Annotated in this window: 12 protein-coding genes; 5 read left to right on the plus strand and 7 right to left on the minus strand. The window is 68.3% G+C overall.

The window, feature by feature from the left end:
- Nucleotide 1 precedes the first annotated feature (1 nt).
- Nucleotides 2-3118, minus strand: a complete 3117-nt coding sequence (locus ACFYY8_RS00360; protein ID WP_390035631.1) for a nitrate- and nitrite sensing domain-containing protein — start codon at nt 3116-3118, stop codon at nt 2-4.
- A 551-nt stretch (nt 3119-3669) separates the two neighbouring features.
- Between ACFYY8_RS00360 and ACFYY8_RS00365 the strand changes: the two genes are divergently transcribed.
- The 5 genes from ACFYY8_RS00365 to ACFYY8_RS00385 all read left to right on the plus strand — a co-directional run bounded on the left by ACFYY8_RS00365 (nt 3670) and on the right by ACFYY8_RS00385 (nt 8695).
- A complete protein-coding gene (locus tag ACFYY8_RS00365; protein ID WP_390035634.1) occupies nt 3670-4461 on the plus strand; it encodes an ABC transporter permease in 792 nt (263 codons plus the stop codon).
- Nucleotides 4458-5246: an ABC transporter permease gene (locus ACFYY8_RS00370; RefSeq protein ID WP_390035636.1), complete on the plus strand. Its 789-nt coding sequence runs from the start codon at nt 4458-4460 to the stop codon at nt 5244-5246. The genes ACFYY8_RS00365 and ACFYY8_RS00370 overlap by 4 nt, the downstream gene beginning before the upstream one ends.
- Before the next feature lie 9 nt (nt 5247-5255).
- Nucleotides 5256-6038, plus strand: a complete 783-nt coding sequence (locus tag ACFYY8_RS00375; RefSeq protein ID WP_390035638.1) for an ABC transporter ATP-binding protein — start codon at nt 5256-5258, stop codon at nt 6036-6038.
- 612 nt (nt 6039-6650) lie between these two features.
- The gene (locus ACFYY8_RS00380; protein ID WP_390035640.1) at nt 6651-7631 is read left to right on the plus strand and encodes an ABC transporter substrate-binding protein; all 981 of its coding nucleotides are present in this window, start codon (nt 6651-6653) and stop codon (nt 7629-7631) included.
- A complete protein-coding gene (locus ACFYY8_RS00385) occupies nt 7628-8695 on the plus strand; it encodes a nitrilase-related carbon-nitrogen hydrolase (protein ID WP_352009541.1) in 1068 nt (355 codons plus the stop codon). The genes ACFYY8_RS00380 and ACFYY8_RS00385 overlap by 4 nt, the downstream gene beginning before the upstream one ends.
- 97 nt (nt 8696-8792) lie before the next feature.
- Here the strand turns inward: ACFYY8_RS00385 and ACFYY8_RS00390 are convergent, their stop codons facing one another.
- The 6 genes from ACFYY8_RS00390 to ACFYY8_RS00415 all read right to left on the minus strand — a co-directional run bounded on the left by ACFYY8_RS00390 (nt 8793) and on the right by ACFYY8_RS00415 (nt 15931).
- Complete coding sequence (locus ACFYY8_RS00390; RefSeq protein ID WP_184713291.1) at nt 8793-9332, minus strand: ATP/GTP-binding protein; 540 nt, start codon at nt 9330-9332, stop codon at nt 8793-8795.
- Nucleotides 9333-9339: 7 nt separating this feature from the next.
- The gene (locus ACFYY8_RS00395; protein WP_352009542.1) at nt 9340-9738 is read right to left on the minus strand and encodes a DUF742 domain-containing protein; all 399 of its coding nucleotides are present in this window, start codon (nt 9736-9738) and stop codon (nt 9340-9342) included.
- Between the two features lie 9 nt (nt 9739-9747).
- Nucleotides 9748-10170 (minus strand): roadblock/LC7 domain-containing protein, encoded by a 423-nt coding sequence (locus ACFYY8_RS00400; protein WP_184713289.1) that lies wholly within the window; start codon nt 10168-10170, stop codon nt 9748-9750.
- Complete coding sequence (locus ACFYY8_RS00405) at nt 10167-13223, minus strand: nitrate- and nitrite sensing domain-containing protein (protein WP_390035643.1); 3057 nt, start codon at nt 13221-13223, stop codon at nt 10167-10169. Before ACFYY8_RS00405 ends, ACFYY8_RS00400 begins: the two co-directional genes overlap by 4 nt.
- Nucleotides 13224-13349: 126 nt before the next feature.
- The gene (locus ACFYY8_RS00410; protein WP_390035645.1) at nt 13350-14756 is read right to left on the minus strand and encodes an aldehyde dehydrogenase family protein; all 1407 of its coding nucleotides are present in this window, start codon (nt 14754-14756) and stop codon (nt 13350-13352) included.
- A 35-nt stretch (nt 14757-14791) separates the two neighbouring features.
- Complete coding sequence (locus tag ACFYY8_RS00415) at nt 14792-15931, minus strand: glycosyltransferase (RefSeq protein WP_390035647.1); 1140 nt, start codon at nt 15929-15931, stop codon at nt 14792-14794.
- Between the last annotated feature and the right edge of the window lie 158 nt (nt 15932-16089).

Consider the following 16089-nt stretch of genomic DNA (forward strand, 5'->3'; position numbering starts at 1 on the left):
CTCACCGGTCTTCCTCGTTTCCTTCAACGTCACGGCTGAAGTCGGGATAGGGCTGTCCCTCACCGACCTCGCCCCTGGCGACCGCGCGGCCCTGCCGTACTCCTTGCTGGAAGCTCGCCAGGCGGTTGCGTACCGCTTCAGGGGAGACGGAAGGCCTGAACGCGGGGGTCTGGGGGGCCGCGGCCGAGCCGGGCGCGGCCGTACCGGGAACCAGGTTCGCCTTGGGCACCCGCTTGGGCAGCCCGGCTCCGGTCATCCCGCCGAGGGTCGGCTCACTGGCCGCCCGAGCCGCCTGCCAGCCCGCGTCGGCGGGCGAGGACCAGACGTCGGAGGGCGGGGCCACGGGGGGCGGAACGACGACCCCGGGCTCCTCCGCCTTCTCCGGCTTCCCGGGAGTGGGCTCGACCTTCTTGAACCAGTCGGACTCGACGGCGGCGAAGATCGGCAGGAACTCCTCCTTCGCCTCCTCCATGAGCGAGGGCTCGGGGACGACGGGCAGCGGGCCCGTGTTGTCCGAGGGCTCGAACACGCTGCTGTCGAAGAGGCGTCCGTTCTGGCCGGGCGGGCCGGGCCAGGAGCCGTCGTTCTCCCTGGCGGGGGTGCTGCTCCAGATGCCCGAGTCGCCGCGCGCGGGCGCGTCCGGCCACACGCTCGTGTCCGGCTGGGAGGCGATCGGCCAGCCTCCCGGCCCGCCGGGCTCACCCGGGCGCGGGGAGCCGGACCAGGCGGTCGCGTCCGAGGAGAGGTTCGACCAGCTCGGACCGCCTCCCTGCTGCGGCACCTGACCGGACCACACGCTGTCGAAGGGCGACTGGCTGAAGTGGTCGATCCCGGCGGGGCTGTTCGGCGCCTCGAAGGAGGCGAGCTGCTGCCGTACGTCGAACTGGTCGAAGGGGCTCTGGGTGACGTCGAAGGAGGCGAAGGCCGACTGGGTGGGGTCGAGGGTCGGGCTGGCCAGCAGCGGCGGGCGGTCCATCACCGCCCGCTCCTGCGGGCCCATGGCCGCCGACCAGTCGCCGCCGCCGTTGGTGACCGGCGCCTGACGGGAGTCCGCGTCGGAGAGCAGGTTCTCCGGGATCAGCACCATGGCGGTCAGGCCGCCGCTGTCCTGCTGCCTGAGCTGGACGCGGATACCGTGGCGCAGGGCCAGGCGGCCGACCACGAACAGGCCCATTCTGCGGGAGACAGAGACGTCGACCACGGGCGGGTTGGCCAGACGCCAGTTCGCCTGGGTGAGCTCGTCGGCGGTCATGCCGATGCCGACGTCGGCGACCGAGACCATCACGCCGCCGCCGTCGATCCGGTTGCTGGACACGACGACCTTCGTCTCCTTGGGAGAGAAGGAGATCGCGTTCTCCACCAGCTCGGCGATGAGGTGCACGACGTCGTTGACCGAGGTGCCGACGACGGAGACGCCGGCCGACAGGTGCAGGGCCACCCGCTCGTAGTTCTCGACCTCGGACAGCGAGGCGCGCACGACGTCGATGAGCGGGATCGGCTGGCTCCACCTGCGGGCGGGTTCCTGACCCGCGAGGACCAGCAGGTTCTCGCTGTTGCGGCGCATGCGGGTGGCGAGGTGGTCGAGGCGGAACAGGTTGCCGAGACGATGCTCGTCCTGTTCGCCCTGCTCCAGGCTCTCGATCAGGGACAGCTGGCGTTCGACCAGGGTCTGGCTGCGGCGGGAGAGGTTGACGAACATCGCGTTGACGTTGCTGCGCAGCGTGGCCTCCTGGCCCGCGAGCCGTACGGCCTCGCGGTGGACCTCGTCGAAGGCGCGCGCGACCTCACCTATCTCGTCGTCGGAGTTGACGCCGATGGGCTGGACCTTGACCGAGTCGGCGTCGCCGCTCTCTCGCAGCGACTGGACGGTCTCCGGCAGGCGCTGCTCGGCCACGGACAGGGCCTCGGTGCGGAGCCTGCGCAGCGGCCTGACCAGCGAGCGCGCCATGATCGTGGTGACGATGAGGACCAGCAGGAGCAGCAGGCCGCTGGCGCCTCCGGCGATCATCGCGCCACGCTGCTCGGCCTCCTGGAGGGTACGGCTCTGCGTGATGACCGAGTCGGCGATGGCCTTCTCGACCGTGCGCATCTTGTCGATGATGACGCTGGAGGCGTCGAACCACTGGGTCTGGTCGCCCGCGCCGGTGCCGGTCGCGCTGACGCTGACGAGGGGGGCGTTGGCGGTGGCCAGGACGAGGGACCTGAGGCGGATGAACTCCGCTCGGTCGACCTTCTGGCCGCTGACGGTGTCGTCGTAGAACTGGCGCTGGTCCAGTGAGGCCTCGCCCCTGAAGGCGGCCAGTTCGCTGTCGCGCTGGGCGCGGGCGACGATGAAGTCGTCGAGGCCCTCGGTGCTGAACTGCCTGTTGGCGAGGGCGACGGCGAGTTCGGCCCGTTCCCTTGAGGCCTGTTCCTTGGCCCTTGCCAGGGCGGCGAAGGCCGCCGCGCTGCTGCTGAGGGACTGGTCGGCGTCTACCTGGACGATCTTCTCGTGGAGCGCGAGCAGGTCGCCGATCGTCTGGGAGTAGGTCTGGATGACGGGCTGGGCGGGCAGCGCGCTGCCGACGACGGTCTTGCGCACGTTGGCGAGCTCGTCGAGGCGGGTGCTCATCTGCGCGATGTCCTCCCGCTCCCGGGAGGCGAAGTCGCCGGCCGCGGCGATGCGCAGCCGTTCGCGCACAACCGTGATGATCTTGTCGACGACGCCGTACTGGTCGTCGAGCTTGGCGCGGGCGCCACGGAGACGGCCCTGGGCCACGTATCTCGCGGCCAGGTCGCGTTCGAGCTGCAGGCCGTGCACCAGGCCGCTCAGGTCGGCCGAGAGCTCCGCGGTCACCCTGACCTGCTCGTATTCGGCCGCGTTGTTGACCGAGGCGACCACGCGCAGCCCGCCGAGGACGATCGCCGCGGTCGTGGGGATGACGATGAGCGCGATCAGTCGCGATCGCACGCGCCAGTTCCTGAACGCGAACCTGCTGCCGTTCTCACGGGTGCTGTCACGCCGCCCGCGTTTGGTGGCCTTCACCGCCTCGGCGCCGTCCTCCTGCGCCTCCGTCTCGCCGAAGACCTGGGCAGCAACCAGCCCGGATTCGCGTTCACTGGGGATTGCCGTCCTCACTGGCCTCCGCTACCTCTCCTCGTTTGTCTGATTGGAGGGGAATCCTGTCATGCATCTGATCTTCACGTGACGCGGATGCATCCTTGGGGCGAGGGTTATTGGAGCATAGCCCGAACAGTTCGGCCAATAGCCCATAAGTCGCAACTTATGGGCAATCGGGACTAGATGCTTGCAACCGGGCAACCCCCACCGGGCCTCCCGAGCAGATTTATACGGGGATATCCGCCCCGGCGCCCACTCTTTCACAACATGTCATCGCCCCTTCGGCCGGAGATTTTGGAACGCTCCGATTCGCCACCGGCCCATCCGAAAACCCGACATCGAAAGTCCATATTTGTCCGATTTACCCCTATTGGCCAATACTTGCGATTAAGCACACCCCCTCCGCTACGCTGCTGCACGGCCGGGAGCCCCCTCATCCTGCGCTTTCTTGGACCATCTCCATCGCATGACGGCTTCCGGCGGATCAGGCCCGCACGGTCAATCGCCCCCTAAGGAGACCTCATGCGCCTCGGACCCATCAGCCGGACGTCTCACGCGGAGCAGGTCGGGTGAGCGGTCGGGCCCTGTTGCGCAACAGGGTGTTCTGCGGCGCGCTCGGGGTCACGGCGCTGCTGCTCCTGGCCGAGGCCGCGGGCAGGGCGGGCCTGACCGACCCGGACGTCCTGCCGCTGACCTCGACGATCCTGACCAGGACCGCCGAACTCGCCGTCGACGAGGAGTTCCTGACCAACGTGGCGGCCACCATGCTCGCCTGGACCCTCGGCCTGCTCCTCACCGTCGCCGTCACGGTCCCGCTCGGGCTGCTGCTCGGCAGCCTGCCGAGACTGGAGGCCACGGCTCGGCCGCTGATCGAGTTCCTCCGCCCGATCCCCTCCGTCGCCCTCATCCCGCTGGCGATCCTGCTCTTCCCCGACCGGCTCGACCTCAAGATCGCCGTGATCTTCTACGCCTCGTGCTGGCCGATCCTGATCAACACGATGTACGGCCTGCGGGACGTCGACCCGGTGGCCAAGGAGACCCTGCGCAGCTTCGGCTTCGGGCCGCTGGCCGTACTGTGGCGAGTCTCACTGCCGAGCACCGCGCCGTTCATCGCCACCGGCGTACGGCTCGCGGGCGGCATCGCGCTCATCCTGGCCGTCAGCGCCGAACTGCTCGCGGGCGGCTCGGACGGCATCGGCGCCTACGTCCTCAAGGCGGGCAGCAGCCCCGACGGCCTTGAGTTCATCATCGCCGCGACCGTCTGGGCGGGAATCCTCGGTGTGGTGACGAACAGCCTGTTCATCGGGGCCGAGCGGAGACTGTTCCGCTGGCACACCGCACGGGCGGGGGTGGCCGCGTGAACGTACGGCGCGCCCTGGTCCGCCTGTGGCCGGTTCCCGTCGCGCTGGTGCTGTGGGAGGTGGGCACCCGGGCCGCGGACAACCCCTTCTTCCCGCCGCCGACCACGATCGCGGTCAGGATGCGGGAGCTGTGGCTCACCGGTCCCCCCGGTCGCCTGTGGCTGAGCGACGCCGCCCTGGACAACTTCCCGCCCAGCCTGGCCAGGCTCTTCGCCGGCTGGATCCTCGCCGGGGTCGTCGGCGTCGTGTTCGGCGTGCTGCTGGGCCGCTCGGTCGTCCTGGCGCGTTTCGTCGATCCGCTCGTCCACTTCGGACGGGCGGTCCCGCCGCCGATGCTCCTGCCGCTGCTGATCCCGCTGATGAGCATCGGCACCCCGATGCAGCTGACCACGATCGTGTTCGGCGTCGTCTGGCCGGTGCTGCTCAACACCGTCGAGGGCGCCCGTTACGTGGACCGCCAGCACGTGGAGACCGCCAGGGTCTTCGGGTTCTCCCGCGGGCAGCGGCTCTGGCGGGTCATCCTGCCCTCCGCGACCCCGAAGATCTTCGCGGGCCTGCGGCTCAGCCTCTCCCTCGCCCTGATCCTCATGGTCGTCTCCGAGCTGGTGGGCAGTACCAACGGGATCGGCTTCCAGCTCCGTGACGCGGAGCGCGCCTTCGACCCGCCCGGCCTGTGGGGCTCCCTCGTGGTGCTCGGCCTGCTCGGCTACGTGCTGAACCTGGCGTTCTTCACCGCCGAGCGACGGGTCCTGTCCTGGCACCGTGCCGCCAAGCAGACAACCTGAGGAACCCCCGTGCTTGAGATCTCCAATCTGACCCACACCTACGGAAACGGCCCCTCCGCCCACAACGCGCTCGGCGGTGTCGACCTGCGCGTCGCCGAGGGCGAACTGGTGTGCATCGTCGGGCCCTCCGGGTCCGGCAAGTCGACCCTGCTGCGCTCCATCGCCGGGCTGCTGCGCCCGACCGGCGGCCGGATCACCCTCAACGGCACCCCCGTCGCGCAGATCCCGGACGACCTGGCCGTGGTCTTCCAGGACTACAGCCGCTCGTTGTTCCCCTGGATGTCGGTCGCCGACAACGTCTCGCTGCCGCTGCGCCGTAAGGGCCAGGGCAGGAAACAGCGGGCGCTTTCGGCAGCCGAGGCGCTCGAACAGGTCGGCCTGGCCTCGGCGGGGAGCAAGTATCCCTGGGAGTTGTCCGGCGGTATGCAGCAGCGCGTCTCCATCGCCCGCGCCCTGGCCTACCGGCCGAAACTGCTGCTGATGGACGAGCCCTTCGGGTCCGTCGACGCCCAGACCCGTGAGGACCTGGAGGACCTGACCCTGCTGGTCCGCGGTCTGCACAACATGACCATCCTGCTCATCACCCACGACATCGACGAGAGCGTCTACGTCGGTGACCGCGTCGTGGTGCTCTCCAAGGCCCCGGCCAGGGTGGTGGGCGACCTCCGGGTCGACCTGCCAGGCCCCCGCGACCAGATCGGCACCAGGGAGCACCCCGACTTCGTACGGCTGCGCGGCGAGGTCGGCCGTCTGGTGCGCGGTGTGCGTCCCGCGCAGACGTCGTCGCTGTGAGAGGCCTGTGAGAGACGCCGCGAGAGCCCTTCCGTGTCCCGGGTCACTGCCCGGGACACGGGAGACGGGGCCGGTGTTGAAGGGTCCTTCAGAAGGGTCCCGGGCAGGGCCTCGACAGGCCACCCCACCGCTGACATGGGGGCACGCCACCGGTGCCGCGCCCCTTGACCGCCCCGTTTGAAGATCGGTGTAAAAGATTTTCGAGGCTCCGGTAAATCCGGTTCAGATGCCTAGAGCGTTCCATTTTATATCGTACGGGTACGAAAGAAAATGCCATATCAGCGTCAAGCCCCACACGTTCCGGTGGCCCGAAACGGCCGCGACGCCCGATCTGGCGGCGTCAACCCCCTACATACGGAGGGCCGGAAACCGGCAACCCCCTGCAACAGGAGCCTCAATTCCGTCAAGTAGGCACTTCACTAACCCCGTAAATCATCCCTGACAGCAACAAAACATGCTATATAGGGACATAAATTATGGACTGTCGCTAAACCCGACGTTAAGGGTTGCTGCTGGATTTGAGAGCATCTACGATCGCTCCTTGATCTCTTCTCCCCGATTCCGGGACGTCCAACTCATGCCGCATTCCCTCACCTCTTCGAGGAGCCACATATGAGGTTCCGTCCACTAACACGAGCATGCCTGGTCATCGTCGCTCTTTCCGTTCTCGCCACCGCCTGCAGCAGTGGGAAAAGCACAACGAGCGCGGCGAACGGCCTGGAGAAGACCGACATCACCATCGGTATGCTGCCGCTCCCCGAGGTGGCACCGGTTCAGATCGCCATCAGCCGGGGCTTCTTCAAGGAAGAGGGCCTCAACGTCAAGTTCTCCCTCATCGAGGGTGGCGCGGCCGCACTCCCCACGCTGCTCAGCGGTGGGTTCGACGTGCTGCACAGCAACTACGTCTCCGCCTTCACCGCCTCCGCGCAGAACGTCGCGGACCTGAAGGTGATCGCGGAGGCGACCGTCGCGACGCCCGGCTCCTTCGTCCTGTTGACCGCGCCCAACTCGAACGTCACCAAGGTCGAGGACCTCAAGGGCAAGAAGGTCGGCGTCAACACGAAGAAGAACATCGCCACGCTGGCGACCAGCGTGACTCTGAAGGTACACGGCCTGGACGTCGTCCGCGACAAGATTGACTTCATCGAGGTGCCCTTCCCCAACATGTGGCAGGCCCTCAAGAGCGGTCAGGTGGATGCGGCCTTCCTGCCCGAACCGTTCGTGAGCGCGGCCGCCGCCGACGGCGGTGTGAAGCTCGCCGACACGATGGCCGGCCCCACGGACAGCTTCCCGATCGCGGGCTACTTCGTCACCTCGGAGTTCGCGAGCAGGAGCCCCAAGACCGTCGCCGCCTTCCAGCGCGCCCTGCTGAAGGCGCAGACGGTCGCGGCGAACGACCGCAAGGCCGTCGCCGAGGCGATCCCCCAGTACACCAAGATCAACGCTCAGACCGCGCAGATCATGCAGCTGCCCGGCTTCCCCATCACGACCAACGCCGTACGGCTGCAGCGGGTCTCCGACCTGATGCTTGAGTACGGCTACCTGACCAAGCCGTTCGACGTCAACTCTCTCCTGCTCGGAGGACAGAAATGATCGAGGCATACCAGGCGGTCGGCCTGGTCCCCACCATGCGCGGCGTCCGCAACCGGGACGAGATCCAGATCAACCTGGAGCACATCGAACACCTGGTCAAGGCCGCCTCCTGGCTGTCCAGCCTCGACCTGCCCGTCCGCCTGATCGCGATTCCCGAGGGCGCCCTGCAGGGGTTCAACGACGAGGTCCTCGACCTCGACCACGAGGACTTCGCCAGGGAGGTCGCGATCGAGGTGCCCGGTCCTGAGACCGACCGGCTCGGCGCGCTGGCCCGCCAGTGGAACACCTACATCGTCGCCCAGGCCAAGGCCCTGCACCCCGAGTTCCCCGGACGCTTCTTCAACGTCGGCCTGGTGATCGACCCCGAGGGTGCGATCGTCATGACGCACTACAAGACGGTCCCGCTGCTGCCCGTCGAACACTCGGTGACCCCGCACGATGTCTGGGACCGCTGGGTCGAGCTGTACGGCAAGACGCTCGACGCGTTCTACCCCGTCGCGGACACCGCGATCGGCAGGATCGGCGTGCTCATGGCCAACGAGGCCTCCTACCCGGAGAACGCCCGTGGCCTCGCCATGAACGGCGCGGAGATCATCTACCGCGGGCCGTACCCGCACCCGCACGTCGGCAACGGGCTCTACGCGATCCAGAACCAGGCCAGGGCGCTGGACAACAACTGCTACCTGATCGCCTGCAACGTCGGGACCTACTACCTGACCCCCGACTCCGACGTCCCGATCGACACCTTCGGCGGCCACTCGATGGTCGTGGACTACAAGGGGCAGATCGTCGGGCGCCACGACTACGGCGGCGCCTCCTCCTGGGTCTCGGGCACGATCGACATCGAGGCCCTGCGCAGGTTCCGCGCCAACGCGCAGTGGGACAACTGGATCAAGGACCTCAAGACCGAGCAGTACCAGCTCATCTACGAGAAGCCGATCTACCCGAAGAACCTCTACCTCGACCGCAAGCCGTACAACCACACGGAGTTCCGCACCGAGGTGATCGACAGGCAGATCGAGCTGATGCACGAGCGCGGAGTCTGGGTTCGCCCGGAGAAGTAGGGAAGAGAAAGACCGGTGTGACCGGGCCGGCTCGCCGGTGAGGCCGGCCCGGTGTGGGATCCGCCGTCGTGGCGGGTCCCACACCGGGAGAGAAAGATCAGACGCGAAGCGTCAGAACGTGCTCGACCAGGGTGATCAGGGTCGACTTGACCGCGTCCCGCGAACGGGCGTCGGTCCGTACGACGGGGATGTGCGGAGAGATCGTCAGAGCCTCCCGCACCTCCTCCTCACCGTGTAAGTGCGTACCGCCGAAGCCGTTGAGGGCGACGACGAACGGCAGCCCCGCCTCCTCGAAGTAGTCGATCGCCGGGAAGCTGTCGGCCAGCCGCCGGGTGTCGACCAGCACGATCGCACCGATCGCGCCCTTGACGAGGTCGTCCCACATGAACCAGAACCGGTGCTGACCCGGCGTACCGAACAGGTACAGGATCAGGTCCCGGTCCAGCGAAACCCGGCCGAAGTCCATGGCCACCGTGGTGGTCCGCTTGGTCGGGATGTGCGAGAGGTCGTCGACCTCCGCGCTGGCCTCCGTCATAACCGCTTCCGTGGTCAGCGGCATGATCTCGGAGACCGCTCCGACGAAGGTCGTCTTGCCGACACCGAATCCTCCGGCGACAACGATCTTCGTTGACGTCATTCCGGCGTCAGAGCCTGCGAAGCCCACTGAGCACCCTTTCAAGCAAGTTGAGATCCGGCTTTCCGGCATCCAGCGACGGCTGGTGGATCTGCACCAGGCCCTCGGTCGCCATGTCCGCGATCAGCACCCGGGTCACGCCCAGTGGCATGCGCAGCAGGGCGGACAACTCCGCCACCGAGCGCACCTGCTGGGACAACGAGATGATCGCCTGGTACTCCGTGGAGAGCGTGGCGGTGTCCACGCTCATGAAGGTCGCCGAGGAGACCAGGGCCTCCAAAGCGAGCTGCATGCGGGGCGCCGTCCTGCCTCCGGTCACAGCGTACGGACGAATCAGACGATTACGTCCGCTCTTGGCCTGAGGCGTGCTTGGGGGTTCCTCACCCGGGCGCCAACCTGGTGCGTCCATATCACCTCCCTATCGCTGAGCCGACTGCAACTCGGCCCGAAGAGCAGGTGTCAACGCCTGCCCCGCGCGCTCAGCCAGCATGGTCATCTGGTAGGCCACCAGGCCCATGTCACAGTCCGGCGAGGCCAGTACGGCCAGCGCGGAGCCGTCGCTGATCGACATCGTCAGCAGGAGACCCCGCTGCATCTCGATCACGGTCTGCGCGACGGGACCGCCCTCGAAGACCCGGGAGGCTCCCTGGGTCAGGCTGATCAGACCGGCCGTGATCGCGGCGAGCTGGTCGGCGCGGTCCTTCGGGAAGCCCTGCGAGTAGGCCAGCGGAAGACCGTCCGCGGAGACGATCACCGCGTGGGCCACGCCGGGCATCTCCTTGACGAACTCGGTGATCAGCCAATTGAAGCCTCGGGCGGCCTGACTGAGTTGGTGGTTCACTGGTTCTCTCCCTCAGCGGCGTTCAACCGCTCGATCATCTCGGCGCGGCCCTGCCGTATGCCTTGCTGGAAACTGGACAGACGACTACGCACCCGCTCCGCCGATATCGGGGGCAGCGGGGCCACCGGAGTGCTCGGGGCCGGGGCGGCCGTTCCGGGCACGAGGTTGGCCTTCGGCACCCGCTTCGGCAGACCCGAACCGGTTACACCGCCCTCGACGGGCTTCTTCGCGACCTCGGCCGCGGCCCATCCCTGGTCGGACGGGGAACTCCACGGCTGCCTCTCCGGCTGCTCCTCCGAAGGAGGCGGTCCCTGGCGCCCCGGCCGCCTGATGGGCAGCACGGGCGACTCCTCCTGGAGCGACCGCTCCGGTGAGGGTGTCTCCTGCCTTTCCTCCTTCGCGGGCTCGGCTTCGGCCTCGGGGTCGGCCACGAGCTCGGCGGAGGTGTTGCGGAACCAGTCCGATCCTACCGCCGCGAAGATCGGCAGGAACTCCTCCGGCTCGGGCTCCGTCGGCGACACCTCGACCGCGGGCAGGGCCTGGGTGTGGTCCGGAACCTCGCGCCTGGGCGGCGTCCACGGGTCGACCGGCGGCATCTCCGGCCAGGCGGGCGGCTGCCCGCCCCTCGGCTCGCCTCCCGGGAACGACGGCTGCGCCGTGGAGAACGACGAGTCGGCGGGGAAGGAGGGGTGGGCGGCCGGGAACGAGGGCTCGGCCGGGAAGGACGGCGGTGCCGCAGGGAAGGACGGCTCGGCCAGGAAGGACGACTCCGACTGACGCGGCGGCTGCGCCGTGGGGAAGGACGGGTCCCCCGCCGGGAACGACGGATGCGCCGGCGGGAAGGACGGCGGGGACGGGGTGAGCGGCGAGGCCCACAGATCCTCGACCGCCGCCGCGGAGACGACCGGCGCCGACCACAGGTCCGCGACCGAGGGGGCCGGGGTCTGCGGGATCGAGGGCTCCGGAGCGGGCGGGGCCTGCCTGACGGCGCCCATCGAGGGAACGCTCCCGAACGGGTCGGAGCTGGGCGCCCCGCTGAACGGGTCGTTGCCGGACAGGGCCGAGGGGGCGTTCTGACCGGCCATGGCCAGCTGCGGCATGAGCGGCGACTGGGCGACGACCTGCGGGGGAAGCAGCACGACGGCGCTCAGGCCGCCGGTCTCGGGACGGCGCAGCTGGACCCGGATGCCGTGACGCATGGCCAGCCGGCCGACCACGAACAGGCCCATTCTGCGGGAGACGGACAGGTCGACCGCGGGGGGCTCGGCCAGACGACGGTTGGCCTCGGCCAGCTCCTCGTCGCTCATGCCGATTCCCGAGTCGGTGACCGCCAGGATGATGGCCCCCGTCTCGTTGGCGTTGCTGCTCACCATGATCTTGGTGTCCTGCGGCGAGAAGAAGATGGCGTTCTCGACGAGCTCCGCGATCAGGTGGACGATGTCGTTGACGGCGGAGCCAACGATCATGGTACCCGCCTCGACCCGCAGGCCGACGCGTTCGTAGTTCTCGACCTCCGACAGGGAGGCTCGCACGACGTCGCTCAGCGGAACCGGCTCACTCCACCTGCGGCTCTGCTCCTGACCCGCGAGGACCAGGAGGTTCTCGGAGTTACGGCGCATGCGGGTGGCCAGGTGGTCCAGCTTGAAGAGGCTGGCCAGCTGGGCGTCGTCCTGCTCGCCCTGCTCCAGGTCGTCGATGAGGTCGATCTGCCGTTCCACGAGCGACTGGGTGCGCCGGGAGAGGTTGATGAACATCGCGTTGACGTTGTTACGCAGCTTGGCCTCGTCGCCCGCCAGGCGGATGGCCTCGCGGTGGATCTCGTCGAAGGCCCGGGCGACTTCCCCGATCTCGTCGCGGGAGTCCACGTCGATGGGGGAGACCTCCACGCTCGGATCGGCCTCGCCGGTCTCCCGCAGCACGCGGACGGTCTCCGGCAGCCGGTTGCCGGCCACCTCCAGGGCCTCGCTGCGCAGCTGGCGCAGCGGCCTGACCAGCGTTCCCGCCACCCAGGCGGTGACGAGCAGGATCATGATCAACAGGACCAGGATCGTCGCACCGGTGACGATGGCGTTCTGCTCCTCGGCGGCCTGCAGTTCCTGGCTTCGGGAGGTGACCGAGGCGGCCAGGCTTCGCTCGACGGCGTTCAGTCCGTCGACGAGGGCCGAGGAGGCCTCGTACCAGGCGTTCATGCCCATCTCCCTGGGCAGGCCCAGGTTCTCGCGCATCCGGGAGATGACCAGGGCGCGCATGGCGTCGGCCTTGGAGATCTTCGGATCGGTGAGCACGTCGTTCAGACGCTTGATGTCCGTCGTCGACGCGGTGGACCGGAAGGTGGACATCGCGTTGAGCTGGCCCTTGTAGGCGCCCAGGAAGTCGGCGGGGTCGTCGAAGTCGAACCGACCCTCGATGCGGGCGACGAGCAGAATGCCGCGCTGCCTCGCGACCTGCTCTCTTGCCTGGGTGAGGGCGCCGAGCGCGAGGACGTCACCGACCAGACGTTGGTCACGGGCGCTGCGGCCCAGATCGTCGTGTAGCGTCATGAAGTCGGCGATCATGCGCGTGTACATGCCGAGAGCCGCACGAGGGAGCACGTCGCCGCTGGTGAGCGACTTTCTCAGGCTGAACAGACCGTTGAGCCAGTTGCGGACCTGGGCGACCTCGGCGACGATGCGCGGCTCCTGGTCGTCGCCCAGGGCGTCGATCGCGGTGAGCACCTTCGTGCGGGTCAGGTCGACCCGGCCCTGCATGTCCTTGACCCTGGCCAGACGTGCCTGCCTGCGCCGGTCGGCGATGTACCAGGCGGTGAGGTCACGCTCGTCGGCCATCTCATAGGACAGGTCGGTGAGCTGCTCGATGAGGGAGGCGACCTCGGCGTTCTTGCGGTATTCGGTGGCGCCGGTCAGCGAGTTGGTGAGCTGGAGTCCACTCAGCACCACCGCCGCGGCCGTGGGGAGCAGGATCAGCGCGACCAGACGGGGACGCACGCGCCAGTTCGAGGGCAGGAAGCGACTGCCCACCGCTGACTCACGGTGGTTGCGGCGGTCTTGTGTCATCACTGGCCTACGTAACCCCTCGCCGGTTTTGGATACGGCGGTAGCAATTTGAGCACATCCTTTATGTCACTTCGAATGGAGTATGTGCCGCTAAATCCCTACAAAAGGGATATTTGGCGACAAACCTCACGAGGGCCGGAAGGATTCTCTGGCCTCCGGAACCTGGTGCTTGATCATCAAATGGCGCGTAACCGAGTACGCCTGGACCGCCTCCTGACTCATGTCCTTGCCGAAGCCACTGCCCTTGACCCCGCCGTGCGGGGCCTCCGACGCGATGGGCAGGTGGTCGTTCACCCAGGTCACACCCACGTCGAGTCGATGGGAGACGCGCAGTGCCCGCGCCACGTCCGTGGACCAGACCGAAGAGGCTAAACCGTACCTGGTGTCGTTGGCCAGCCGTACCGCCTCGTCCTCGTCGTCAAACGGTAGAGCCAGAAGGACCGGTCCGAAAAGCTCTTCTTGGGCGATCTCACTGTCCTGTGTCACTCCCGTGACCAGCGTGGGCGGGTAGTAGAAGCCCGGCCCCTCCTCCGGGACGCCGCCCAGCGCCACCGAGGCGCCCGCGGCGACCGCCCGCTCGACGAAGCCGTGCACGCGTTCGCGGTGCTCACCGGAGATCAGCGGGCCGATGTCGGTCGCCGGGTCCCACGGGTCTCCCGTCCTGATCCCCTCAAGCGTCGCGCGCAGCGCCTCGACGGCCTGACCGTACACCTCACGGGCGATGTAGACGCGGGTCGCGGCGGTGCAGTCCTGGCCGGTGTTGTAGGTCGCGCCCATCGCGACCCCCCTGGCCATGTCGGCCAGGTCGGCGTCACCGAAGACCAGCGCGGGCGCCTTGCCGCCGAGTTCCAGGTGGACCTGCTTGGGGAGGCCCGCCGCACCGCGCATCACGGCGCGGCCCGTCTCGGTCGAGCCGGTGACGCTCACCAGGTCCACGCCGGGGTCGGTGACCAGCGCCTGGCCCACCTCCGCGCCGCCGAGGACGACCTGGAGCAGCCCGTCGGGCGCTCCCGCCCCGGCGAACAGCTCGGCCAGCCGCAGTGTGGTGCCCGGCGTGCGCGGCGCGGGCTTGACGACCACCGCGTTGCCCGCGGCGAGCGCGGGGCCGAGTTTCCACACCGCCATCACCAGCGGGAAGTTCCACGGCGCGATCGCGCCGACGACGCCGACGGGACGGCGCACCAGCACCGAGGTGTAGCCGGGGCTGAGCACCCCGGCCCCGGTTCCCTCAAGCGAGCGCGCGGCCCCGGCGAAGAAGCGCAGGTTGTCCACGGCGAAGGGCAGTTCGCCCTCACGGAAGACCGAGGCGGGCTTGCCCGTCTCGCCGACCTCAAGCCGGGTGAGCTCCTGGGCGTCGGCCTCGACCAGGTCGGCGAAGCGCAGCAGCACCCTGGCCCGCTCGGCCGCGGTCGCCCCGCTCCACTCCTCGTAGGCCTCGCGGGCCCGCCGTACGGCCGCCGCGACCCCGGCCACCGGGGTGTCACGCGCCTCGGACAGGAACTCCCCGGTCGCCGGGTTGATCAACGTGCTCATGGAACTTCTCTCGTCATGTCATGGTGCCGGGGGCGTCAGGCTCCGGCCCGCTCGATCAGGTCGGCGGCCCGGCGCAGGCCGTCGCGGCGGCGGATCTCCTCGCCCGCCGCGGCGAGCCGCTCACGCAGCGCGGTGTCACCGAGCAGCCTGTCCAGCGCGCCGGTCAGCTCCTCTTCGGTGAAGGTGTAGGGGGCCAGGCGCACGCCGTAGCCCAGTTCGTCGACGCGCTGGGCGTTGTCGTACTGGTCCCAGAACAGGGGAAGCACGATCATCGGCTTGCCGAAGTGCAGCGCCTCGGTCGTGGTGTTGTTGCCGCCGTGGGTGATGACCAGGTCGACCAGCGGGAGGATCCTGGTCTGCGGCAGGAACTCCGCGCCCCACATGTTCTCCGCGAGCTTGATCTCCTCGTGCAGCGGGCCCTTGGAGACGACGAAGCGGTGCGGCGTCGTGCCCAGCACGTCGATCACCCGCTGCATCAGCGCGACGTCCGCCGAGCCGAGCGAGCCGAGCGAGAAGTAGACGAGGGCGCCCTCCCCCGAGGCCAGCGGCTCGGGCAGCGTGAAGTCCTCGTCGGTCTCGCGCACCGAGGAGTCCAGCCGGTGCCAGGTGTCGCCGAGCGGCCTGTCGCCGGTGTAGTCGAGGACCTCGGGGAAGACGTAGAGGTTCAGGTCGCCCTCGTGGACGAAGTCCAGGTCGGGCAGCGGCGGCGCCCCCTGGGCGACGACCCACTCGTTGAAGGAGGTCCACACCTCACGGTGGGTCCTGTCGTACTCGGCGCGGAAGGCCTCCCACTCGGAGCGGTCGCCGGCGGGCAGCCCGGAGAAGACCGGCGCCACGCCCTCGCCGCGCACCTCAAGCGGGTTGCAGGAGACGATCCTGACGAACGGTTTGCCCGCGGTGAGCAGTGCGGGAAAAGTGATCACATTGTCCTCTACGATCACGTCCGGCCTGACGCGCTCGATAATCTCCTTCAACCGCGGTTCGCAGTACTTCACACCGTCGATGAGCGCGTCCCAGATCGGCTTGGTCACCGTCTCAAGCTGCTCGGCGGTCGACTTGCGATATTCCGGCGCGGTGTCCCGGATGAAGTCCTTCCAGAACTGCCCCGGGTCCTGCTCCTCTTCGGCCGGGGGCGCCAGGTCTACCAGGTCCTCCTCGAATCCGAGAGCGGTCAATTTCCCTTTCCATGAAGCTTCAGCTGCGAAAACGACTCGATGGCCGCGCTTGCGAAGAATGTCACCGATGCCGATGCAGTTGTTCGTGGGTCCGTAGGCGCTTTCCGGCATGAACAGGATCGTGAGTGACATCACGCCTCCAAGTGACTGGGAGTTAT

The sequence above is a fragment of the Streptosporangium sp. NPDC001559 genome (genome assembly GCF_042893955.1).
GTDB lineage: Bacteria > Actinomycetota > Actinomycetes > Streptosporangiales > Streptosporangiaceae > Streptosporangium.